Below are 24,925 nucleotides of genomic sequence, written 5' to 3' on the forward strand. Positions count from 1 at the left end.
AAACAACAACATAAAAAACCCAAATTATGAAAAAAGCAATTTTAACAATCGGATTATTCTCTTTAGTAATGGTATTAACTTCTTTTACTTCAAATGAAAAAATCACTTCAGTAACAAAAAAAGACAATAAAGCAGAGGTTTTTAAAATCGAAAATGTGAGATTGGAGCTTGCTGGAAGTGGATCAACAAGCGCTGGGAATAAAAAAGTAGATTAGTAAACTTCTCCTATAAATTTAAAAGGCTATCAAAGAAATTTGACAGCCTTTTTTTATGGTACTAATTTTATTTTGTTATTTTTGATGAAATAAGAATCTCCTATTGAAATTAACTTCCTATTTAGTAATTGTTTTAACATTCTTTTTTTTGGGTTGTAACCAAAAGAAAAGAGCGTCAGCTGTAAATGTGCGCTCACAAGACAGCCTTACTTCTTATTTAACTTTTGCTAATGATTTTGACTTGCCTCCTCAGTTGCGAGAGCAATACGTACAAAAAGCATCAATAATTATTGCTGACCAAGAAAATGACTCGCTACACCGTGTAAATTTATTTAAAATCGCTAACCGGTATTACAACTTAGACAAATTTGAAGAGTATAAAAAAGCAGTGTTTGTAATACTCAAAAAATCTGAAGAAAAAAAGGATTTGTTTAGTCTTGCAAAGGGCTATACCTACTTAGGGGATTATTATTATTCTCAAGCGGTATCGGATAGTTCTTTTATATTTTATGACAAAGCCGAGAAAATGTATCTCGAACTAGAAGACAAAACCAATCAAGCAAGAACGATTCTGAATAAAGCCAATCTTCAGTATAACGTAAGTGATTTTTTGGGATCTGAAAAAGCCGCTTCTAAAGTTTTAAAAATTGTAAATAATACAGATCAAAGTGAAGTGTTGTACCATGCTTATAATTTATTGGGATTAATCTATAACGAATTAGATGATTTTGATAATGCAATGACATACCATAACAAAGCCTTGGCGAGTATTGATGAAATAATTCCATCAGTTTTTCAGCCAAAGGCTACTTCTTATAATAATATTGGATTAGTTTATCAAAACAAAAAAGACTTTAAGAAAGCAAAATCTTTTTTTCAAAAAGGATTAGAAGAAGAGAATGTGTTTAAAGACAAACCCTCACTGTATGCCATGCTGTTAGATAATTTAGCTTATACCAAATTTAAACTGAATGAGAAAAATGAATTGCCAGATTTGTTTTTTAAGTCATTAAAAATCAGGGATAGTTTGCAGTTTACAGTTGGAGTTATTGCAAGTAAAATTAATTTATCAGTATATTTTATGTCTGAGAATGATACTGTAAATGCAAGTAAGTATGCCAAACAAGCGCTTAAGTTATCACAAGAGACTAATGATTATCGTGATATTTTAAACTCGCTAAAGCAATTATCTGTAACAGAACCACAAAACGCGGCGATATATGCCAGAGAATACATTCTTGTCAATGAAAAACTCCAAAGATCAGACCGTAAAATAGGGAATAAATTCTCCCGTATAGAGTTTGAAACAGAGGAAATCAAAAGCGAAAATACGGACTTAGTTCAACAAAATAGAAATTTAGTATATATTTTTAGCGGATTAGCGATGATTGGTTTGTTTTCATTTGTCATTAGAACACAAAAAACAAAAAACAGAGAATTGTTATTTAAGCAACAACAGCAGATTGCCAATGAAGAGATTTATAATTTAATGATTTCACAACAAAACACAATCGAAATAAATAGGATTAAGGAGAAAAAAAGAGTGGCGCAAGAATTGCATGATGGAGTTTTGGGCAGAATGTTTGGAGTACGAATTAACTTAGATAGTTTAAATAAAGTTGTTGATGAGACTGCTATTGAAAAAAGAAACAGCTATTTAACAGAATTAAAAAATATTGAGCAGGATATTCGTGAGATTTCCCATGATCTTAATAGAGAAAAATCAGAATTAATTAATAACTTCGTCGCGATAATCGATAATTTATTTGAAGACCAAAAAAAGACTTATAAATCAAAACTCATTTCTAATATTGATTCTGCGATAAAATGGGAATTGGTGAGTAACCCGGTAAAAATTAATTTATATCGTATTTTGCAGGAAGCACTCCAAAATATTAATAAATATGCCAATGCAAATACCATTAGAATAGAACTGAAAAAAGAAGCGGATTACTTAATTTTAAAAATCACCGATGATGGCACTGGTTTTAATGTGAAAACAGCCAAAAAAGGAATTGGCCTGCAAAACATACTTTTTCGATCCAAGGAATGCGATGGAGTTTTTGACATTAAATCGGCAAAAGGTAAAGGAACAATTATAACCGTTACAGCCCCAATACAATAGAAAATAAACCTACAATTTACACAAAAAATGGCGATTAATTCAGTTGATACATTAACAACGAAGAATAAAATTTTAATAGTTGACGACCATCCTTTCATTATTGAAGGTTACAAAAATGCAATTACCAGATATAATCCGGATGAATTTGAGTTTTTTATTACTCAAGCTAAAGATTGTCAATCAGCATACCAGATTATTACAAATCCAGATATTCCCGCATTTGACATCGCTTTTTTGGATATTAGCATGCCTCCTTTTGAAGAAAAAAATATTTATTCTGGGGAGGATTTAGCGAAGTTATTATCTGAATATATGCCAAACTGCAAAATCATTTTGCTAACCATGTATACGGAATTGCTGAAGATTAAAACAATTATCAATACGATAAACCCAAGTGCACTGGCTATAAAAAATGATTTAACATTTGACGAATTGCTTTTTGCTTTTGACAAAGTTATAAAGGATGAAAAGTATTACAGTCAATCCGTTCTAAAAATGTTAGCCCAATCGGAGGAAGATGCAATCGAAATCGATCAATTTGATAAACAAATTTTGTTTCATATATCAAAAGGTACAAAGTTGAATACTATTCCTCAATATATTCCAATTTCTTTGGGTGCAATAGAACAAAGAAAATTAAAACTAAAAGAATTATTAAAAATTGAAGACGGCAGTGACATTGACTTAATTCGAGAAGCTAAAAATAAAGGATTGCTTTTTTAAATTTCTTTTACAAAAAAACGACACTTAATAGGTGTCGTTTTTTGTTGTTCCAATGTATACTTTATTCACTCAAAGCATCCCAGCCACGTGCTTTTAACGCAATTTTGGTGTTGGCACGAGTAACTAAATGAATCCCTTCACTTTCCTGTGTCATGTGACCAATGATAGTGAAATTTGGATTGCCTTTGATTTTTTCAAAATCCTCCATAGCAATAGTGAAAAGTAATTCATAATCTTCCCCACCGTTTATCGCAACGGTTGTACTGTCTATATTAAATTCTTCACACACATTAATAAATTGTGGATCTATTGGTAATTTGTCCTCATATAAATTACAACCTACTTTGGACTGTTTGCACAAATGCATAATTTCCGATGACAATCCATCCGAGATATCAATCATTGAAGTTGGTTTTATTTCTAAAGCATGCAATAAAGTACGGACATCTTTTCTGGCTTCTGGCTTCAATTGACGTTCGATTAAATACGTATATGCATCTAAATCTGGTTGTGAATTTGGGTTCACCTTAAAAACTTGCTTTTCTCTTTCTAAAACTTGCAGTCCCATGTAAGCAGCTCCAATATCTCCGGTAACTACTAATAAATCAGTTTGTTTCGCGCCGTTTCTATATACGATTTCATTTTCGTCGGCTTCACCAATAGCAGTTATACTAATAATTAACCCTTTTTGAGATGAAGTCGTATCGCCGCCTATAACATCTACATTATATTCACGAGCTGCATGCGTAATTCCTGCGAACAATTCGTCTAAAGCTTCTAAAGGAAAACGATTGGAAACGGCTACAGAAACCGTAATTTGAGTTGGCTTGGCATTCATCGCGCAAATGTCCGAAACATTGACCACAACTGCTTTATAGCCTAAATGTTTTAACGGCATGTAAGCCAAATCAAAATGCACACCTTCAATGAGTAAATCGGTAGAGATAACCACCTTTTTGTCTTTGAAATCCAAAACGGCTGCGTCATCCCCAATTCCCTTTAGAGTAGAAGGCTGATTAATTTCAAAGTTTTTTGTCAAATGGTCTATCAATCCAAATTCTCCTAATTGAGCTATGCTAGTACGTTGTGGGTTTTTATCTTCAATCATTATTTTAATTGTTTTGAGGTTGCAAATATACGAAGAAATATTCGCCTTGATTTGTACCAATTTTTATGAATTTTATTCGACCTTTAGAGTAATTAAATCATAAAAAATGAAGTCATTTGATATAGTTACGATAACAGTTAATCCTGCTTTGGACAAAAGTACTCACTTTAAAGGCTTAAAACCGGAACAAAAAATACGCTGTGATGAACCACTCTTTGATGCTGGTGGCGGCGGAATTAACGTCTCTAAGGCAATTTCGCGTTTAGGAGGAACTTCGCTAGCGGTATTTACTTCTGGTGGACCAACAGGTAAAATGCTTGAAGAATTGGTTGACAAGGAGTCAATTGCCTATGAAGCTGTTGCCGTTCAAAGTTGGACTAGAGAAAGTTTTGTAGCCGTGGATGATAATACTAATTCTCAATACCGTTTTGGATTTAAAGGAGGAAAAATTTCCGAAGAAGAAAGCAATAGAATTCTAGAAACCATAGCTGATTTAAGCCCAAAATTTTTAGTTGCTAGTGGTAGTTTGAATAAAGGTTTGTCAACAGATTTTTATTTAAAAATTGCAGAAATTGCCAAAAAATCAAATGCAAAGTTAATTGTAGATACCTCAGGCGAAGCATTAAAAAAAGCATTAGAAGTTGGTGTTTATATGATTAAACCTAATGTTGGTGAACTCGCAAAATTAATAGGCGCGGAGCGGTTGGAACTGGAAGAAGTAAACGAAGCTGCCAAGCAAATCATTACAAATGGTGGCGCCGAAATTGTTGTCGTTTCCCTTGGTCCACAAGGCGCCGTTTTGGTTACAAAAGACTCTTGTGAGTTTGTTCCTGCTCCCAATGTTGCCAAAAAAAGTACAGTAGGTGCCGGCGACAGTATGGTGGGTGGAATGGTTTGGGCGCTTTCCCAAAATAAAAGCCTGAAAGAAGTCATTCGTTGGGGAGTCGCTTGCGGTTCAGCAGCAACGATGAATGAAGGAACCCAATTGTTTAAATTCGAAGATGCAAAACGATTGTTTGAATGGTTGAAAGATAAATAAAAACAAAAAAACCTGACAATTTTTACATCGTCAGGTTTCATCTATAGTTTTAAATTACCTCGCCAGTTCGCTTTGCTCGAGACAGAATTTACAATAATTTTTAATCATTCAACTTCAAAACAGCCATAAACGCTTCTTGTGGAATTTCAACGTTCCCCACAAGTCTCATACGTTTTTTACCTTTTTTCTGTTTTTCCAATAATTTACGTTTACGGGAAATATCACCACCATAACACTTAGCGGTAACGTCTTTACGCAATGCTTTTATTGTTTCACGAGAAATTACTTTTACCCCAATCGCCGCTTGAACAGGAATATCAAATTGCTGGCGTGGGATTAATTCTTTCAGTTTTTCACACATTTTTTTACCAATGTGATATGCATTGTCGGCATGCATCAAAGATGATAAAGCATCAACAATGGTAGCGTTCAACAAAATATCTACTTTAACCAAATTAGAAGTTCGCATCCCAATTGGAGTATAATCAAACGAGGCATATCCTTTAGAAACGGTTTTCAGACGGTCGTAAAAGTCAAATACAATCTCTGCCAAAGGCATGTCAAAAGTCAACTCTACACGTTCCGTAGTCAAATACGTCTGATTGGTAATCAACCCACGCTTTTCGATACATAAACTCATCACATTTCCGACGTAATCGGATTTCGTAATGATCGTTGCTTTGATAAAAGGTTCCTCCACATGGTCTAAACGAGAAGGCTCTGGTAAGTCTGAAGGGTTGTTTACGATAAGCGGCGTTGTAGGATCTTTTTTGGTGTAAGCCAAATACGAAACGTTTGGAACGGTAGTAATTACAGTCATGTTAAACTCTCTCTCCAAACGCTCTTGGATAATTTCCATGTGCAACATTCCTAAGAATCCACAACGGAAACCAAATCCCAAAGCTGCAGAACTTTCCGGTAAAAACACCAACGAAGCATCGTTCAACTGTAGTTTTTCCATAGAGTTTCTCAACTCTTCATAATCTTCGGTATCCACAGGATATATACCCGCAAAAACCATTGGTTTCACATCCTCAAAACCCTTTATTATATTTGTTGTTGGCGTTTTCGCATCCGTCAACGTATCTCCTACTTTTACTTCTTTTGCTTCTTTAATTCCAGAAATTAAATATCCAACATCGCCTGCTGAAATGACTTGTTTTGGAACTTGGTTTAATTTTAAAGTACCTATCTCATCCGCAAAATATTCATTTCCCGTAGCCATGAATTTAATCTTTTGGCCTTTTTTAATCTGTCCGTTTTTTACACGAAAAATAACTTCGATTCCTCGAAATGGATTGTAATGCGAGTCAAAAATTAATGCTTGTAACGGCTCGTCAACACTTCCTGATGGTGGCGGAATTTTTTCGATGATAGCAGCCAAAATATTTTCTACACCAAAACCAGTTTTACCTGAAGCGTGAATAATATCCTCCAATTTACAGCCAAGTAAATCAATAATATCGTCACTTACTTCCTCCGGATTAGCACTTGGTAAATCCACTTTATTCAAAACCGGAATAATTTCCAAGTCGTTTTCCAAAGCCAAATATAAATTCGAAATGGTTTGTGCCTGAATACTTTGCGCTGCATCTACAATCAAAAGTGCGCCTTCACAAGCTGCAATCGAACGAGAAACTTCATACGAAAAATCTACGTGTCCTGGAGTGTCAATCAAATTCAGAATGTATTCTTGCCCTTTATAGGTGTATTCCATTTGAATCGCGTGACTTTTTATAGTAATCCCACGTTCACGCTCCAAGTCCATGTTATCGAGTAATTGCGCCTTTTCCTCACGAGCAGTAACGGTTTGTGTAGCACCCAATAATCGGTCAGCAAGTGTACTTTTTCCGTGATCAATATGTGCAATAATGCAAAAATTACGTATGTGTTTCATATCTTAATAATATTATTTTTTGAAAATATGAAATGCCTAACATATCATCTTCTTTTATATATCTGTCCAGGTCTTTCTAAGCCCTACTTTAAGTTTGCAAATATAAAGTAAACTTTTCATAATTTCTTTAAATATTTTACCGTCCAAAAGAAGGTTTTTACAAGAATACAAAAATGTTAAATAGCTGTTTTACAATTATTATTAGCTGTACTTTTGTTTAAATAAAAGAAAGAAAAAGGTACTGTGGATTACGATAAAATCAAAGAAAAATTAGAAATTCTGGCAGACGCAGCAAAATATGATGTGTCGTGTTCCTCAAGTGGCGGGAATCGAAAAAACACCAATAAAGGACTTGGCGATTCGTCGGCTTCTGGAATTTGTCATACTTACACCGAAGATGGACGATGTGTTTCATTGCTCAAAATTCTATTGACTAATTTTTGTATTTACGATTGTGCTTATTGTGTCACTCGAAAAAGTAATGACATTCAGCGCGCCGCTTTTACCGTAGAAGAAGTGGTTGATTTAACCATCAATTTTTACCGAAGAAATTATATTGAAGGTCTTTTTTTAAGTTCAGGAATTTTCAAAAATGCCGATTACACGATGGAGCGTTTGGTTCGAGTAGCCAAAAAATTAAGGCTGGAACACAATTTTAATGGCTATATCCACCTGAAAAGTATTCCTGGAGCTTCTGATGAAATAATGCGTGAAGCCGGATTATACGCAGATAGGTTGAGTATGAATTTAGAAATTCCTACTGAATCTGGATTGAAATTGTTGGCGCCAGATAAAAATCATCAGGACATGATTAAGCCGATGCGTTTTGTAAAAAATGAACTCATTCAATACAAAGAAGAAAAGAAAAAATTCAAAAGCACACCAAAATTTGCACCAGCTGGACAAAGCACACAAGTAATTGTTGGGGCAACGCAAGAAAACGATTTTCAAATCATTCAGGTTGCCGATCATTTTTACAATAATTTTAACCTAAAACGAGTCTATTATTCTGGTTATGTTCCAGTTTCCAATGACGCACGATTGCCAGCCATTGGTGCTCAAGTTCCTTTGGTCCGTGAAAACAGATTGTATCAAGCCGATTGGCTGATGCGTTTTTATGGCTTTAAAGCCAATGAAATTCTCGAAAAAAACAATCCATTTCTCGATTTAGAAGTCGATCCAAAAATGGGATGGGCTCTCCGGAATATCACGCAGTTTCCAGTAATTATTCAAAATGCACCGCTAGAAATGATTCTTCGTGTTCCTGGAATCGGAGTAAAATCGGCACACAAAATTGTTCATGCCAGACGATTCCAAAATCTGACGATGGAACATCTTAAAAAAATTGGTGTATCGATAAACCGAGCAAAATATTTCATATCCGTAAGCAACGAAAATACCCATTTAAAATTTTTGAACGCTTTGAATCTAAAGGAAATTATCCTCAGTGATATGAAATCAAAATTTGAGAAACCGTTTGATAATCAATTATCATTACTCAATGACACAACTTTCCTACGATAACACTTTTGAGGGTTTATTAACTGCAGTTTTTGAAATCTATGAATTCAAATATTCAAACCCAAAAATCAGTAAAAAAGACGATTTACAGCACAATTTATTTGTTGAAAAAATAGAAATAATTACCGATATTTCTAAATCCGATCGGGTCATTAAAAAGCTTAACGCACAAATTGGTAATGATGGTGTTCGCTGTATTATTTATGCCTTTTTGTCTGAAAAAATAGGTGTTGAAGATGTGATTTTTGATGTGATAAATTATGCGGTTCAAAATCCTACCATAAATATTATGAAGGATTTTGCAAATGAAAGTGTGTTGCAAATTTCTCAACTAACCAAAAATGTGGGGCGTGAAAAGCACCGAATGGAAGCATTCATAAGATTCGAACAATTGAAAGACGGTATTTATTTTGCTAAAATTGATCCCGATTTTGATGTTTTGACTTTAATTATAAGACATTTTAAAAATCGTTACCAAGATCAAAAATGGATTATATATGACTTACGACGTAAATATGGTGTGTATTACGATTTAAAAGACGCCGAAATTGTGATGATGGATTTAGACATCAAATCATTAGATGATAAAAACAATCAAGTTTTTTCGGACACAGAAATTAATTATCAAAAACTGTGGTGGGAGTATTTTGATCATACCAATATAAAAGAACGAAAAAACACCAAGCTTCACATACAGCATGTTCCAAAACGATATTGGAAATACCTAACCGAAAAGAAAATGTTTTAGACTTACAAACATTTCCGTATTTTTGCAAAAAAAATTCCCTTGATAAAAATTGGCAACATAGAATTACCAGATTTCCCGCTACTTCTTGCACCTATGGAAGATGTGAGCGATCCGCCGTTTCGTAGATTGTGTAAAATGCATGGTGCCGATATGATGTATTCGGAATTTATTTCTTCTGAAGGATTGATTCGTGACGCGATCAAAAGCCGAATGAAATTAGATATTTTTGATTACGAACGTCCAGTTGGAATCCAGATTTTTGGTGGTGATGAGGAAGCCATGGCGATGTCCTCAAAGATTGTGTCTACTGTAAATCCCGATATAATTGATATTAATTTTGGTTGCCCTGTCAAAAAAGTCGTTTGTAAAGGTGCCGGAGCCGGAGTTCTCAAAGATGTCGATTTGATGATTCGTCTGACTAAGGCTGTTATTAATAGTACTCATTTGCCAGTTACTGTAAAAACGCGTTTGGGTTGGGACGATAATTCTATTAATATTGATGAGGTTGCAGAGCGTCTGCAAGATATTGGTGTTGCCGCTTTGAGCATACACGCCAGAACTCGTGCCCAAATGTACAAAGGCCATTCCGACTGGTCGCACATTGCGCGAGTAAAAAATAATCCTAGAATAACGATGCCTATTTTTGGTAATGGCGACATTGACTCTCCTGAAAAAGCATTACAATATAAAAATGAATACGGTATTGACGGAATCATGATTGGTCGTGCTGCGATTGGTTATCCTTGGATTTTTGAAGAAATCAAACATTATTTCAAAACAGGAGAACATTTAGCTAAACCCACCGTTATTGATCGAGTCGAAGCAGTGCGAAATCACCTGACTTGGGCCATGGAATGGAAAGGGGAGCGGCTAGGAATTGTTGAAACGCGTCCTCATTACACCAATTATTTCAAAGGAATTCATTCTTTTAAAACGCACAAGCAACAATTGGTAACCCTAGACCGACCGGAAGAGTTGTTTGCCGCTTTGAGTGAAATTGAAGAAACGTATGCGGGTTATGAGGTTGTTTAGCTGATGACTTTAAACACGAATCCCACTAAGTTGCACAAATTGATTCGTGTAAATTGGTGGAATTCGTGTTTTATTTTAAAGCGGAAATCTTATTCCAACAACTTTTTACTCACGCGGCTACTCGCAATCAGCGAAGCAATAAAGCCTAGCGTAACAATTGTTCCCATAACAATCAGTACATTTTCAAGCGAGAAGACAACGGGATACGCCAGCGTAGGAGTAATCATAATTAGTTGAAAATACTCTTGTAGTAAAACAATGATAATTCCTAAAGACAAGCCAATAATTCCACCAAAAACACTTAGTAATGTGCCTTGAAGCAGAAATATTTTTCGCAAATCTTTGATTTCGGTTCCTAGATTAAAAAGGGTTTTTAGGTTTCCTTTTTTGTCCAAAATCATCATAATTAACGCTCCAATCAAGTTGAATAGCGCCACAACAATCACCAACGTAAAGATCAAATACACGGCAATATTCTCGGTATTCAACATTTTATAAAGCGATTCGTTGAGTTGCGCCCTGTTTTTTACGGTGATTTTATTGTTGAAAATAGTTCTAAGTTGGTCTGTAATTGCACTTTCGTCAGCATCGATTTTCGTCTTGATTTCAATGCCGGAAACCTGATTGGTTTTGTATTCCAATAATTCTTGCGCTAAACCTAAATCGGCAAAAACATATTTCGAATCTAAATCTTCGCTGATGGCATAAATCCCAACAGGAATTAAATCCGTTTTATTAAAAGCTTGTTCCGGATTTTCAATAGCGCCTTTTCCAGGTCTTGGAACTAAAACTTCCAATTGACGATTAAAATCCAATAATCCCATCGAAAATTTCTGAGCAATTCCGTAACCCACAACCACCTGATACGTATCTGGTTTAAGCCACTGTCCGTTGAAAAGTTTCTTTTCAATAGTGTTTACGTTGCTAAAATTAGAATCAACACCTTTTAAGTACGTAACTTCTTGTTTTCCGTCAAAAGTAAATAAAACACGCTCTTCAATTACCTTGGTATACGAAGCCAAGCCATTAATTTTCTTGATTTGGCTTTCCTGACTCGGAGAAATTAAAAAGGATTTTCCTAAAGTGCTGCTTATTTTCAGGTCGGGGTCAATGTCATTGGTAAACGAAAGACTAAAAACTTTCAACCCACTAAAAACAGATAAAACCACAAACAAAGCCATGGCACCAACAATGATTCCCATGCTGGCAATGCGATTGATGATATTGATAGCATTATTTTTACTGTTGCTAAGAATGTATCGTTTGGCTATGTAAAGAGGGAAATTCAAATCTTATTGAAATCTGCGTTTGTCCAAAAGATCTCTATTTTCTATAGGATTGTCTCTATTCGCTAAGGCATTATCAATCTTTTCAATGTAATCCAAAGAGTCATCAATAAAGAAAACTAAATTAGGAACTTTTCTCAACTGCAAACGCACGCGTTGTGATAAATCATGCTTAATATTTTTGGCATTGGACTTAACCGCCTCTAAAATTTCTTTCGCTTTGTCTTGAGGGAAAACACTTAAATGAACCGTAGCCACTGATAAATCTGTAGTTACAGTAACTTTGGATACCGAAATGACTAAATTTGCCACTCCGTTTTTTCTCACTTCACCTTGTAGAATATCAACCAAATCTTTTTGGATCACCCCACCTATTTTTTTCTGTCTATTTGTTTCCATGCTGCAAAAATACTACTTTTAAGTTTTATCCCGAAGTTTAGGGACAAATTTTAAAAGTAACCTGTTAATTCTTGTATTATTAGGAGCTATTTCCTGCTGTTCACTATATCTTTTTATTAGGTGATGAAAAATCACCTAATAAAAAGGATGCCGTTTCCATCAGGGCTATGGGATTTGAGAAATTAGAACGCTAATTCTAAATCAGAAATCGTAATTTATAAACAACATCAATTTGGAACATAAAATAAATCCAGTTTCGGCTCCCTCTCCTTCGGGGAGGGCTGGGGAGGGGAGACCTTCCTTCTCGATATATGACGCATCGGCCGGTTCCGGAAAAACGTATGCGCTTGTTAAAGAATACCTGAAAATTATCCTTGTCGCGCCCAAAAATGATGCCTACCGCAATATTCTCGCCATTACGTTTACCAACAAAGCGGTACACGAAATGAAAAGCCGAATCGTAAGTAGTTTATCCGAATTTGCCAAAGATGAACCCAGCGATAAAGCGCAGGATTTAATGCAGGATTTGGTGAACGGAAAACGGAAAGAAAATAATCCTGAAGAATGGAGTGAGGAACCAATAGGACTTTCTATTATCCAAATCAAAATCAAATCACAGCAAATCATTAAGCACATTATTCATAATTATGCTGCTTTTGATATTTCGACCATTGATAAATTTACGCATAAAGTCATTCGGGCTTTTGCGCACGATCTAAATTTACCCATGACTTTTGAAGTCACTTTGGATACTGAAAATTTATTAATTGAAGCCGTCGATGCCATCATCGCGCAAGCCGGAGAAGATGAAATATTGACCAAATTACTCATTGATTTCACGATGGAAAAAACCGATGATGATAAATCTTGGGACATTTCCCGTGAAATTCTCGAAACCGGTCGCTTGGTTTTAAACGAAAATAATCGAAACGAAATCACCCATTTTCAAGATAAATCCATCGCTGAGTTTGTCGAAATTAAAGTCAAATTAACTCAAGCCTGCAAAGATTTAGAAAAGCAAACCATTGTTTTTGCAGAAGAAGCCTTGACTTTAATTGATAAAAACGGGATTGATGTAAAATCCTTTTCCAGAGGTACTTTCCCAAATCATATCAATAGTATTCAGCAAGGGAAATTCAATCCTAAGAATAAAACTTTTCACGAGTTTGATGATATAGTAATGAATAAAACAGCCAAAGATCGAGCGATTATTGAGAAGTTGATTCCTGAATTTTTGCAGATTCTTACTAAAGTTTATTCAGCTTTTGAAAAGATAAATTTTTATAAAGCATTTCTCAAAAACATTACGCCTTTGTCATTACTAAATACCGTCAGTAATGAATTGGCTAAAATTCAGGAGGAACAAAATGTGCTTTCCATTTCAGAATTTAATGCGATTATCCATCGCGAAATTCAAAATCAACCGGCACCTTTTATATATGAGAGATTAGGCGAGCGCTACCGTCATTTTTTTATTGATGAATTTCAGGATACGTCCGAAATGCAATGGCAGAACCTGATTCCGCTGATTGATAATGCACTTTCGGGTCAGGATGATTATGGCGTAAAAGGAACTTTGATGATCGTGGGCGATCCAAAACAATCCATTTACAGATGGCGCGGTGGAAAAGCGGAACAGTTTATTGAATTGAGTAAAGACCAAAATCCGTTCAATAATCCAGATAAAAGACTCGAACATTTAGACAAAAATTACCGCTCTTATTCCAAGATAATCGAATTCAATAATGATTTTTTTAAATTGTTGTCCAATGAATTTGAACATTTGGATTATAAAGATTTATACGAAAATCACAGCCATCAAAAAACCAACGATAAAACCGGTGGTTACGTAAATATTTCGTTCATTCCAAAAATAGAAACTTCGGAAGAAGATGAAGAAGCTCTAGATAAAACCGATTTGTATGTTTTAGCAACATTAAATACGATTCAAAAAGTACTACAACAAGGCTTTCAATACAAAGATATTGTGATTCTGACACGGAAACGAAGCCAAGGAATTGCGATTGCGAATTATCTGACCGAGCAAGGAATTCCACTTCTGTCATCGGAAACCTTGATGATTCAAAATGCCACCGAAGTTCGGTTGATTATTCATTTATTAAAGTACCTTAAAAACAGTTCTGATTTGGAATCTAAAGCAAATTTTCTTCAATATTTAGCTCAAAACAGTCAGGATAAATTACCAATTCATGATTTTATTGCTCAAGGAATGGCATTATTTCAGGAAACTGATTTCGAAAAGTGGTTGATGAGTTTTGATGTGGAATTGTCTTTTGAAAACATTCGAAAAAAATCATTGTATGAAGCAGTTGAAACTATAATAGCAAAGTTCCTCTCCCCGGCCCTCTCCAAAGTAAAGGGTGACGTAGTAGTTAATCAGATGGATAAAGCCCGTCTTGTTGAATCAAATAAATTTGGATACATGACGGGCGGAAATTATTCTCACCTTTCAATCGATAAGGCAAAAGCAATGAGGAAAGAACAAACACATGCTGAAAAAATTCTTTGGATGGATCTTAAATCTAAATCATTAGAAAATTATAAATTCAGGCAGCAACATCTCATTGATGATTTTATTGTTGATTTTGTTTGTTTGTCAAAAAAACTCGTTGTTGAAGTAGATGGCGAATACCATTTTACTAAAGAGCAAATTCAATTTGATAAAAATAGAACAAACACTTTAAATAAATTAGGTTATAAAGTCATTCGATTTACAAATGAGCAAGTTGTAAAGAGTATTTCAGATGTTTTGAACGAAATAAAAGAAGAGTTAATTCTACAAGAAACCTTTCTACAAACTATTGCACCAGTTTCGTCTCCCTCCCCTTCGGGGAGGGTCGGGGAGGGGAATGCTTACGTTCAATATTTTCTAGACATTGTTTTAGAGCGGGACATTCGCAACCAAGCAGGAATTTCTGATTTCTTGAATTTTTGGGATAAAAATGCGGAGAAATTCAGCATTCCTTCGCCGGAAGGAACTAATGCCGTTCGGATTATGACGATTCATAAATCGAAAGGACTGGAATTTCCGGTCGTGATTTTTCCTTTTGGCGAAGAGGATTATAACAGAAAGCCAAAAGACAAATTATGGCTAAACGCTAAGGAACAGGATTTCGGTTTACCTAAAGTTTTAATTGACAACAGCAGTGCGGTAGAAGGATTTGGCGAGGAAGCTGCGGAGGTTTACAATCAAAAGAAACAGGAAGAATTATTGGATAATGTCAATGTTTTGTATGTGGCTTTGACAAGAGCTGAAGAGCAGTTGTATGTGATTTCGAATATGAATTTATCCAATAAAGGTGAAATCCCAAAGAATAATATGTGCAGCTTTTTCATTAATTATTTGGAAAGCAAAAGTGAATTTGTTAAAGATAAATTGGAATATGAATTTGGAAATGCGACGAAGTTGTCTGTAGCAAAACAACACGTCGATTCTTCAAAAACGATTCCTCTCGTGTCTGAAATTCTAAATCCAAAGAATATAAAAATTGCGCAGCGAGAGGCATTAATGTGGGGAACTCATCAACAGGAAGCCATTGAATATGGAAATGTAATTCACGAAATTTTATCTTTTGTGAAAACGAAAAACGATATCGAATTGGCAATTAAAAAGTCTATAGAAAACGGATTGATAACTTTTGGTCAAAAAGAAATAGTTTTGAAAACAATTCGGGAAATTGTTAATCACAGTGAATTAGAAATTTGTTTTGCCGAAGGGAATGAAGTTTTGAATGAACAAACTATTATTCAAAAACAAGGTAAAACCATTAAGCCGGATCGTATGGTTTTAACAAAAAACAAAGAAGTGTTGCTGCTGGATTATAAAACAGGAATACACAATGTGAAATACCAACAGCAATTGGAAAATTATCAAACAGCAATTGAGCTAATGGGTTATAAAGTGACAAAAAAAGCGCTAATTTACATCGGAAAAGAAATCGATGTAGTAAATTTGTAACCTAAATAATGAATTATTCGCAAAATTGAACTTTAAAAAACAGCAAAAATGTACGGAAAAATAAAAGAACATCTTCAAGCAGAATTACAAACCATTGAAGATAACGGAATTTTCAAAAAAGAAAGAATTATAACTTCACCTCAAGGAGCAGAAATCACTATTTCTACAGGAGAAACTGTTTTAAATTTTTGTTCCAATAATTATCTTGGATTATCATCGCACCCAGAAGTGATTCAGGCTGCTAAAGACGCTTTGGATACTCATGGCTTCGGAATGTCATCGGTTCGTTTTATCTGCGGAACCCAGGATATTCACAAAACATTGGAGAAAAAGATTTCTGAATTTTACGGAACCGAAAATACTATTCTTTATGCTGCAGCTTTTGATGCTAATGGTGGAGTTTTCGAACCTTTATTAGGAGAAAATGATGCTATAATTTCAGATAGTTTAAATCACGCTTCCATTATAGACGGTGTTCGTTTGTGTAAAGCTGCTAGATATCGTTATGAAAATAGCAATATGGAAGATTTGGAACAACAATTAATCAAAGCTACTGAAGTTGGAACTCGTTTTAAATTAATTGTTACCGATGGCGTTTTCTCTATGGATGGTGTTGTAGCTCCGTTGGATAAAATTTGTGATTTGGCCGATAAATATGACGCGATGGTTATGGTAGACGAATGCCATGCTGCCGGATTTATTGGAGCAACTGGAAAAGGAACGCTCGAGGCAAAAGGTGTAATGGGAAGAGTCGACATCATTACGGGAACATTAGGAAAAGCGCTTGGAGGAGCCATGGGAGGTTACACGACTGCAAAAAAAGAAATTATCGAAATATTGCGTCAGCGATCCAGACCGTATTTGTTTTCTAATTCTTTGGCGCCTGCTATTGTTGGCGCATCTATAAAAGTTTTTGAAATATTGGAGAGAGATACTGTTTTACGGGATCAACTAGAATGGAATACTAATTATTTCAAAAAGGGAATGAAAAAAGCAGGTTTTGATATTGTTGAAGGTGATTCAGCAATTGTTCCGGTAATGCTTTATGATGCAAAATTGTCCCAGTCGATGTCAAATGAGCTGTTGAAAAGAGGTATTTTTGTTGTAGGTTTCTTTTTTCCTGTTGTCCCTAAGGATAAAGCAAGAATTAGAGTACAACTGTCTGCAGCTCACACAATAGCGGATTTGGATAAGGCAATTAACGCATTTATTGAGGTTGGAAGAATGTTAAATGTTGTATAATTCCCACTTTTAGAAATGATTGTAGGTTTTTTTTAACAATTCATTTTGTAGTTTAAAATTTACGTACTACTTTTGTATGTAATTAACTAAATTGTAATTAAAAAAATTAAGTATGAAACATCTTAACAAAATTTTAGTTGCTGTGATGATGGTGATGGGTTTAAGCTCTCACGCACAAGACAGTAACAATCCTTGGGCTATCTCTTTTGGAGTTAATGCCGTTGACACTAGAACTAGTGCTGGTGGAGGACATAATTGGCTAGATCGCCATTTTTCTCAACCATTTGCTGTTAAAGACAATTGGAATATCCTTCCTTCAGTATCGTACCTTAGTGTATCTAGATTCGTGGGTGATAATTTTTCTTTCGGTTTATCTGGATCTGTGAATAAAATTGATAGCTACGTAAAATTTGCACCTGGAACTATTGGAAGCGATTCTCGTGGATATAAAGTATCTGATCCTGGAGATTTGATGTACTATGGTGTTGATGCAACTATCAAATATAGTTTTATGAACTTAATTAGTTCTAAAGTAATTGATCCCTCTTTATCTATTGGTGGAGGATATACTTTCTTTGGAGATAGTAGCTACGGAACTTTAAACCCAGGCGCTGGTTTGACATTTTGGTTTACTGATAATGTAGGTTTAGAACTTGCAACAAGGTATAAAAAATCTTTTGGAGATAGAGAAGATGCAGCTGGTGTTCCAGATGCTCCATCACACTTCCAACATTCAGCAGGTCTTATCTTTAAATTTGGTGGTAAAGATACTGATGGTGACGGAATTTATGACAAAGATGATGCTTGTCCTGAAGTTGCTGGTTTAAAAGAATTCAACGGTTGTCCTGATACTGATGGAGACGGAATTCAAGATAGTGCTGACGAATGTCCAAATGATTTTGGTTTAGCTGCATTAAACGGATGTCCTGATACTGATGGAGATGGGATTGCTGATAAAAATGACGCATGTCCTACAGTTTCTGGTTTAGCTGCATTAAACGGCTGTCCTGATGCTGACGGTGATGGAATTGCTGATAAAGATGACAAATGTCCTACTGTTGCAGGTCCTAAAGAAAATGGTGGATGTCCATGGCCAGACACTGATGGAGATTCAGTTTTAGATAAAGATGACGATTGTCCTACTGTAGCTGGTCCAGCTAGTAATAGAGGATGTCCTGAAGTAACTACTGAAGCTTTAGACAATCTTAAAATTCAAGCTAGAGCAATCTATTTTAATTCAGGTAAAGCTACTTTCAAAGCTGGAGATGTTCCAGCTAGATTAGATGCAATGGCAAATATTCTTAAAAATTATCCTAACGCTAAATTCAGCGTAGAAGGACATACTGATAGTGATGGTTCAGATGCCTTCAATCAAAAACTTTCTGAAGATAGAGCTAACGTTGTTAGAGAAGCTTTGTTAGAAAGAGGAATTAAAGCTGAAAACTTAAATGCTGTAGGTTTTGGTGAAGGAACTCCGGTTGAAACAAACAAAACTGCTGCTGGTAAAGCAAAAAACAGAAGAACAGAAGTTATTTTGCAAAAATAATTTCCTTCTAAATTTTTTAGAAAACGCCTCGATTTATCGGGGCGTTTTTTTTATTTTTATAAAATGACAAATACTTCCTTTCTTGACAAAATAGCTTCGATTTTAATTGAAAATCATTTAGACAATCTTTCCAATACCATTGTAGTTTTACCAAACAAACGAGCCAAAATATTCTTGATTGAAGCGTTAAAAAATCAAGTCAAAACAAATATACTTTCTCCAGAAATTATAAATATCGAAGATTTTGTTCAAAATATAGCTGGAATCCGAACAGTAGATCCTATAGAGTTATTATTTGAATTTTATGAAGTCTACTTATCTATCACTGATAAAGCAAATCAACAATCCTTTGAGTTATTTGCCAACTGGGCCAAAACATTATTACAGGACTTCAATGAAATTGACCGTTATTTATTAGAACCGTCGCATGTTCTTTCGTATCTGAAAGATATTGAAGATATAAAAAAATGGGGAATTGAAGTTGAAAACAAAACTGTATTATTAGAGAAATATATTGATTTTTGGAAATTACTACCCAATTACTATCAATCTCTGTACACTCATTTACTAAATAAACGAATTGGGTATCAAGGCTTGATTTATCGCGAGGCAGTAAATAACTTAAATCATTTTTCAAATACCGTACGAGACAAACAGTTTCTATTTGCTGGTTTTAATGCGTTAAATGCAGCCGAAGAAAAAATAATCCAACATCTTATCGCTTCTGATCAGGCCAAAATATATTGGGATGTAGACCAAACCTTTCTCAATGATCCGTACCACGATGCAGGATTGTTTGTGCGACGTTTTAAGGAGAGTTGGAAACATTATAAATTGCATCCGTTTGAGTGGATTGTAAATGATTTTTCGCAGATTAAAAACATTCAGGTTATTGGTACACCAAAATCAATTGGCCAAGCCAAAATCGCGGGAAGTATTATCGAAAATGTCATCAATGGAAATCCGGAAGGGAAATTAGATAAAGTGGCGATAGTACTTGGTGAAGAAAATCTTTTAATACCGCTTTTATATTCGTTACCGTCAAGTGTTGGCGCTTTGAATATTACAATGGGGTATTCAAGCAAAAACAATCCAGCCCAAATTTTAATTGCCAAATTATTCAAAATGCACACGAATGCGTTATCAAGAAATGCAAAAAGTTATGTGTTGTATTACAAAGATGTTTTGGATATATTGACGCATCCATTGGTGGAGCCTTATGCAAATACAAATATACTGGTTAAGATAATTAATCAAAACAATTACACATTTATCACCCATCATAAATTGATGGAATTGAATGTAGTTCCAAGCGAATTGTTTCTGTTGTTGTTCCAAAAATGGGAAAATGGTTCGATTCCGGTATTACAGACGATTTCTAAATTATTGCAAACGATAAAAGAAAATTTAAGTAACGATAACGAGGAAGAAAAAATTACGAAAGCTTTTGTTTTCGCTATCTTCAAAGTCATCAATAAACTAATTAATTATTATTCGAAGCACCTGCATATTGATAAAATAGAAACGCTTTATGCAATATATAAACAAGTGATCGATTTAGCCGAAGTTTCTTTTGAAGGCGAACCGTTAAATGGTTTGCAGATCATGGGAGTGTTAGAAAGTCGTGTTTTGGATTTTGACACCGTTATCGTCACCTCGATGAATGAAGGCAAATTTCCGGCGGGGAAATCGCAAAATTCGTTTATTCCGTATGATGTGAAACGCGAATTAGGATTGCCCACATTCAAAGAAAAAGATGCGATTTACACGTATCACTTTTATCATTTACTACAAAGAGCAAAGAACATTTATTTACTGTATAACACCGAAAGTGAAGGTTTGGATGCTGGTGAAAAAAGCCGATTCATTACGCAACTGGAAGTCGAAAAGCAAAAAAATCATACTTTATCACACGAAATTTACAATGCAGTTTTACCCGAAACAGCCTATCAACCGATGGTTATTCCAAAGTCGGAAAGTGTAATGCTGCGATTGAAAGAAATTGCTGAAAAAGGGTTTTCTCCATCTGCATTGACGAGTTATATTCGGAATCCGATTCAGTTTTATTTCCAGAAGATTTTGCGCATCAGCGAAGTCGAAGAAGTCGAGGAAAATATTGCCCTGAATACGCTAGGAACCATTATCCACGAAACGTTGAAGGTTTTATACGAGCCTTTCATTGGTAAATTCATTTCGGAAAGTGATATTTTAAATTGTTTCAAACAAATAGACGCTGAGGTTTTGAAACAATTCAAATTGGTTTACAAAGAAGGCGAAATCAAAAAAGGTAGAAATTTGTTGGCGTTTGAAGTAGCCAAAAGAAATGTTTCGAATTTCTTAAAAGTAGAATTAGAAAGCATTAAAAAGGGTGACGCAATAAAAATAATTGCTTTGGAACAAACTTTTGGAAGAACTTTAAATCATCCTAATTTGCCTTTTCCGGTATTGATAAGAGGAAATGTAGATCGAATAGAAGAGCGCAACGGAATTATTCGAATTATCGATTACAAAACCGGAAAAGTAGAAAAAGCAAGCGTCACGTTGAAATCCTGGAAAGGATTAACCGAAGATATTAAAAGCGATAAAATCATTCAGGTGCTCGCGTATGCTTTCATGTATGAGCACGACGCAAAAGGAAAGCCAATTGAAGCCGGAATTATCTCTTTCAAGAATTTAAAAGCTGGTTTTCTGCCGTTCAATTTTAAAGAAGACAAAGAGACAAATTCAATTATAAATGAAGCAATTTTGAGTAATTATCTGGAGCAAATGGTTCTTTTATTAAGCGAAATTTTAGATGTGAATATTCCTTTCGAAGAGAAAATAATTTAAACAAAGTTCCCAATCAGAAAATTAGCCAACATCTTTGAGTTTTACAAAAGTACTTTGACGATCAACGTGTCAATAAGTGCATTGGCATGGTTTTTTGGAGGATTTGAAACCTTCAAATACGTGCTTATTATTTATGGTTTCTGTATCAGTATTTTGATAAAAGAAGTGAATGCTAAAAATGAATACCTGTTTTATTACAACAACGGCATATCTAAATTACATCTATTCATTTATGGTTTTCTAATGAATTTTGTTTTTTCAACGGTGTTAATTTTAGTCATTAATGTAATACTCAAATTCGTATGATAAAGAGTGTTTTAGAAGTGGACAGCGTTCAAAAACAATATGATGGAAAAATCATAATTTCTGATGTGTATTTAAAATGCGAAACTGCAGATATTATTGGTGTTTTAGGGCGAAATGGCTCCGGAAAATCGACCTTGTTAAAAATCATTTTCGGAATTGTTGCAGCCGATTTTAAATTTGTTCGGGTAGATGGCGTTGTGAAATCAAAAACTAGTGATTTGTTAAATGAAATCAGTTATTTGCCTCAGGATAATTTTATTCCAAGTTCATTTTCGATAAAAAAGACGATTCAATTGTCTATTTCCAAAGATAAATTACAAGATTTTTATGTCGACGAAATGATCCAATCAATGTTAGACAAAAAAATAAAGCATTTGTCAGGTGGAGAATTACGGTATTTAGAGATTAAATTAATCCTGAATAACGCGTCAAAATTTGTTTTATTAAATGAGCCTTACAATGGTTTGTCGCCCATAATGATTGAAAAGATAAATGAATTAATCACTGCAATGTCTAGTGTAAAAGGAATTATTATCACGGATCATAATTATGAAGATGTGATTAAAGTCTCCACAAAACTAGCGTTGATGAAAGAAGGGAAAATACACCATTTAAAAGACAAAAGTGAATTGGTTAAAAAAGGGTATTTAAAATCAGGAATGATTTAAATGCTTTTGAAAAAAGCCAATAATACGGTCAATAATTGATCTTGGTTCTCAATGTGGCTCATGTGTCCGTCGGGAAAAGTCACCAATTTGACAATCGTACTTTCGATTTGCTCTTTGGTTTCTTCGTAATTTAAAACAGGATCTTTTTTGCCCAGAATCAATAATTTTGGATAGGGTGTAAGATGCAACAACACCTCCCGATCTTGTCTTATTTTCATTCCTTCGAGTGAGGCAACGATTCCTTGTAACGGTGTTTTTAAAGCTTCTTTTTTTACGCTTTCTATTTCTGATGAAAGTCGTTCTCTGTTAGATTCACTAAATAAATTTGCAATGGAAAGTGAAACAAAATTCATAAAAGATTGTTTTACCGCTTTAATAGCGCGATCTCTATTTGTTTTTCGTTCGGTGCTGTCGGCTCTTGCGGTCGAGTTTAGTAAAACCAATCCTTTTATGGTGTCAGGATATAATTCGGCGAAAGCCAAAGCGACATATCCGCCCATAGAATGTCCGACAAAAACGGCCTTTCGGATACGCAAATCCGATAAAACAGCATGAATCGCATCCGCATTATCTTCCATCGTTTGCACGTAACTCAAACATTCCGTTGCGCCATGTCCCAATAAATCTATAGTAATAACGCGGTTTTTTTTAGCAAACTCCGGAATATAAAAACCCCACATGCCTTTGTTTTCCAAGAAACCATGAAGTAAGACAATAGCGGTTCCTTTCCCGGTATCGGAATAGGAGATGTTGGTATTTTTAAAGAGAATTTGTTTCACTTTTAGTTTTTAGAGACTGCAAAATTAGGACTTTAATTTTTTTAAACCATGTAAGGCATATAAGTTTTAGAATTGTTGTAGTCAATTATATTAAAAAGTACAAAAGTAAAATTGAAAAAATCTTTGAAAAGAATAATTAAAGAAAAAGGGTTTTTCAACCTTCTAAGTTATTTGAGTCTTACTAATAAGTTTTCGCTAAGATTTAATGCTGAATTATATTAAAACTCTAAATTTCTTTGCCACAGATTTCACAGATCAGCACAGATTATTTTATCAGTAACTTTAAAATCGGTGATAAAAACTCTTTTAATAATTGCGACAATACATCTTTCGGGCTTAAATGACTTATATGGTTAAAAAAAAGGCTCCCATTTCTGAAAGCCGTTGTTGTATTTCCTGCAAGGTTTTTTGAACCTTGTAGGTATTAATTAAAGTCGCAGTTTATCAACGTAATGGTGAAATTTAAAATCTTCTATCTCCATCAAGTAAACTTCCTAATCCGCCTAATAAACTGCCTTCGTCGCGGCTGTTTCCGCCAGCTCTTGGTGCGGATGCGATGATTCTGTCCGCAAGTCGGCTGAAAGGCAAGGATTGTACATAAACGGTTCCCGGACCGCGTAATGTGGCGTAAAACAAACCTTCGCCACCAAAAATAGAGTTCTTGATGCCTCCAATAAACTCAATATCGTAATCAACATCTTTAGTAAAACCTACGATGCAACCGGTGTCGACTTTTAGGATTTCGCCTGCGGCTAATTCTTTTTTGGCCAATGTTCCGCCGGTATGTACAAACGCTAGACCGTCGCCTTCTATTTTTTGCATGATGAAACCTTCGCCACCAAACAATCCACGACCGAGTTTTTTAGAAAATTCAATTCCAACAGAAACGCCTTTGGCAGCGCAGAGAAAGGCATCTTTCTGGCAAATGAATTTACCTCCGAATTGAGTTAAGTCAATTGGGATAATTTTTCCGGGATACGGTGAGGCAAAGGAAACTTTGCTTTTGGTACTATTTTGATTGATGAACGCGGTCATAAAGAGACTTTCGCCGGTTAACACTCTTTTTCCGGCGCTTAACAGTTTACCGAACAATCCGTTTTCCTGCCCGGAACCGTCTCCAAAAATAGTTTCCATTTGGATATTATTATCCATCATCATAAAACTTCCGGCTTCGGCAATTACGATTTCCTGTGGATCCAATTCTATTTCTACATATTGCATTTCCTCGCCGTAAATGTGGTAGTCTATTTCGTGTGCTTGCATGATTTCTGTGTTTTAAGTTTATATTTAAAATTTTTTACCATTAAGGAATTAAGTTTCATTAAGAATCAGAGCTTAATTTTTCTTAACTTCTTAATGGTTCAAATTACATATTGAATATGTTTTAAAAAATAGTTGCTGTTTTAAATAAGTCGGAAGGGTGATTATAAAGTTACAGCTATAAGATGGATTTTGGAATTGCTGTTTTGGAATTACAAATTTC

General features: G+C 34.8%; 18 protein-coding genes. 12 read left to right on the forward strand and 6 right to left on the reverse strand.

Going from position 1 to position 24,925, the window contains the following annotated elements; all coding sequences use genetic code 11:
• Nucleotides 1–26: 26 nt before the first annotated feature.
• From ACP7AV_RS03010 to ACP7AV_RS03020, 3 genes are all read left to right on the forward strand, one after another.
• Nucleotides 27–215 (forward strand): hypothetical protein, encoded by a 189-nt coding sequence (locus tag ACP7AV_RS03010; protein ID WP_426090707.1) that lies wholly within the window; start codon nucleotides 27–29, stop codon nucleotides 213–215.
• Between the two features lie 103 nt (nucleotides 216–318).
• Nucleotides 319–2,340 carry a tetratricopeptide repeat-containing sensor histidine kinase gene (locus ACP7AV_RS03015; protein ID WP_426090708.1) on the forward strand — a complete coding sequence of 674 codons (2,022 nt, stop codon included), beginning with the start codon at nucleotides 319–321 and terminating at the stop codon, nucleotides 2,338–2,340.
• Nucleotides 2,341–2,367: 27 nt separating this feature from the next.
• Entirely contained in the window at nucleotides 2,368–3,063 is a 696-nt protein-coding gene (locus ACP7AV_RS03020; RefSeq protein WP_426090709.1) for a response regulator, read from the forward strand.
• Between the two features lie 61 nt (nucleotides 3,064–3,124).
• Here the strand turns inward: ACP7AV_RS03020 and thiL are convergent, their stop codons facing one another.
• The gene (thiL, locus tag ACP7AV_RS03025) at nucleotides 3,125–4,171 is read right to left on the reverse strand and encodes a thiamine-phosphate kinase (RefSeq protein ID WP_426062777.1); all 1,047 of its coding nucleotides are present in this window, start codon (nucleotides 4,169–4,171) and stop codon (nucleotides 3,125–3,127) included.
• A gap of 106 nt (nucleotides 4,172–4,277) precedes the next feature.
• Between thiL and ACP7AV_RS03030 the strand changes: the two genes are divergently transcribed.
• On the forward strand, nucleotides 4,278–5,210 hold the full coding sequence (locus ACP7AV_RS03030) for a 1-phosphofructokinase family hexose kinase (protein ID WP_426090710.1): 933 nt from the start codon (nucleotides 4,278–4,280) through the stop codon (nucleotides 5,208–5,210).
• A gap of 100 nt (nucleotides 5,211–5,310) precedes the next feature.
• Here the strand turns inward: ACP7AV_RS03030 and lepA are convergent, their stop codons facing one another.
• The gene (lepA, locus tag ACP7AV_RS03035) at nucleotides 5,311–7,107 is read right to left on the reverse strand and encodes a translation elongation factor 4 (RefSeq protein WP_417959202.1); all 1,797 of its coding nucleotides are present in this window, start codon (nucleotides 7,105–7,107) and stop codon (nucleotides 5,311–5,313) included.
• Nucleotides 7,108–7,350: 243 nt separating this feature from the next.
• On the opposite strand from lepA, the gene ACP7AV_RS03040 reads away from it, so the two are divergent.
• The 3 genes from ACP7AV_RS03040 to dusB are packed head-to-tail and all read left to right on the forward strand — an operon-like array spanning nucleotide 7,351 to nucleotide 10,408.
• Nucleotides 7,351–8,631 (forward strand): putative DNA modification/repair radical SAM protein, encoded by a 1,281-nt coding sequence (locus ACP7AV_RS03040; RefSeq protein WP_091207197.1) that lies wholly within the window; start codon nucleotides 7,351–7,353, stop codon nucleotides 8,629–8,631.
• Nucleotides 8,609–9,376, forward strand: coding sequence for a TIGR03915 family putative DNA repair protein (locus ACP7AV_RS03045; protein WP_426090711.1), 768 nt, complete (start codon nucleotides 8,609–8,611; stop codon nucleotides 9,374–9,376). The genes ACP7AV_RS03040 and ACP7AV_RS03045 overlap by 23 nt, the downstream gene beginning before the upstream one ends.
• Nucleotides 9,377–9,415: 39 nt before the next feature.
• Nucleotides 9,416–10,408: a tRNA dihydrouridine synthase DusB gene (dusB, locus tag ACP7AV_RS03050; RefSeq protein WP_426090712.1), complete on the forward strand. Its 993-nt coding sequence runs from the start codon at nucleotides 9,416–9,418 to the stop codon at nucleotides 10,406–10,408.
• Nucleotides 10,409–10,497: 89 nt separating this feature from the next.
• Here the strand turns inward: dusB and ACP7AV_RS03055 are convergent, their stop codons facing one another.
• Nucleotides 10,498–11,697 carry an ABC transporter permease gene (locus tag ACP7AV_RS03055; RefSeq protein ID WP_426090713.1) on the reverse strand — a complete coding sequence of 400 codons (1,200 nt, stop codon included), beginning with the start codon at nucleotides 11,695–11,697 and terminating at the stop codon, nucleotides 10,498–10,500.
• 3 nt (nucleotides 11,698–11,700) lie between these two features.
• Nucleotides 11,701–12,093, reverse strand: coding sequence for a 30S ribosome-binding factor RbfA (gene rbfA / locus ACP7AV_RS03060; RefSeq protein ID WP_035669309.1), 393 nt, complete (start codon nucleotides 12,091–12,093; stop codon nucleotides 11,701–11,703).
• 244 nt (nucleotides 12,094–12,337) lie between these two features.
• Here rbfA and ACP7AV_RS03065 point away from each other — a divergent pair, with 244 nt between their 5' ends.
• The 5 genes from ACP7AV_RS03065 (at nucleotide 12,338) to ACP7AV_RS03085 (ending at nucleotide 22,663) form a co-directional block, all read left to right on the forward strand.
• Nucleotides 12,338–16,072 (forward strand): UvrD-helicase domain-containing protein, encoded by a 3,735-nt coding sequence (locus tag ACP7AV_RS03065; protein WP_426090798.1) that lies wholly within the window; start codon nucleotides 12,338–12,340, stop codon nucleotides 16,070–16,072.
• A 48-nt stretch (nucleotides 16,073–16,120) separates the two neighbouring features.
• The gene (gene kbl, locus ACP7AV_RS03070) at nucleotides 16,121–17,314 is read left to right on the forward strand and encodes a glycine C-acetyltransferase (RefSeq protein ID WP_426090714.1); all 1,194 of its coding nucleotides are present in this window, start codon (nucleotides 16,121–16,123) and stop codon (nucleotides 17,312–17,314) included.
• A 112-nt stretch (nucleotides 17,315–17,426) separates the two neighbouring features.
• The gene (locus tag ACP7AV_RS03075; protein ID WP_426090715.1) at nucleotides 17,427–18,860 is read left to right on the forward strand and encodes an OmpA family protein; all 1,434 of its coding nucleotides are present in this window, start codon (nucleotides 17,427–17,429) and stop codon (nucleotides 18,858–18,860) included.
• A gap of 63 nt (nucleotides 18,861–18,923) precedes the next feature.
• Nucleotides 18,924–21,689, forward strand: coding sequence for a PD-(D/E)XK nuclease family protein (locus ACP7AV_RS03080; RefSeq protein ID WP_426090716.1), 2,766 nt, complete (start codon nucleotides 18,924–18,926; stop codon nucleotides 21,687–21,689).
• Between the two features lie 302 nt (nucleotides 21,690–21,991).
• Complete coding sequence (locus ACP7AV_RS03085; RefSeq protein ID WP_426090717.1) at nucleotides 21,992–22,663, forward strand: ATP-binding cassette domain-containing protein; 672 nt, start codon at nucleotides 21,992–21,994, stop codon at nucleotides 22,661–22,663.
• Here the strand turns inward: ACP7AV_RS03085 and ACP7AV_RS03090 are convergent.
• Nucleotides 22,660–23,442, reverse strand: a complete 783-nt coding sequence (locus tag ACP7AV_RS03090; protein ID WP_426090718.1) for an alpha/beta fold hydrolase — start codon at nucleotides 23,440–23,442, stop codon at nucleotides 22,660–22,662. The two genes, ACP7AV_RS03085 and ACP7AV_RS03090, sit on opposite strands and share 4 nt — an antisense overlap.
• A gap of 462 nt (nucleotides 23,443–23,904) precedes the next feature.
• On the reverse strand, nucleotides 23,905–24,705 hold the full coding sequence (locus tag ACP7AV_RS03095) for a TIGR00266 family protein (RefSeq protein WP_426090719.1): 801 nt from the start codon (nucleotides 24,703–24,705) through the stop codon (nucleotides 23,905–23,907).
• Between the last annotated feature and the right edge of the window lie 220 nt (nucleotides 24,706–24,925).

Source organism: Flavobacterium sp. DSR3-2, assembly GCF_049896525.1.
Classification (GTDB): domain Bacteria; phylum Bacteroidota; class Bacteroidia; order Flavobacteriales; family Flavobacteriaceae; genus Flavobacterium.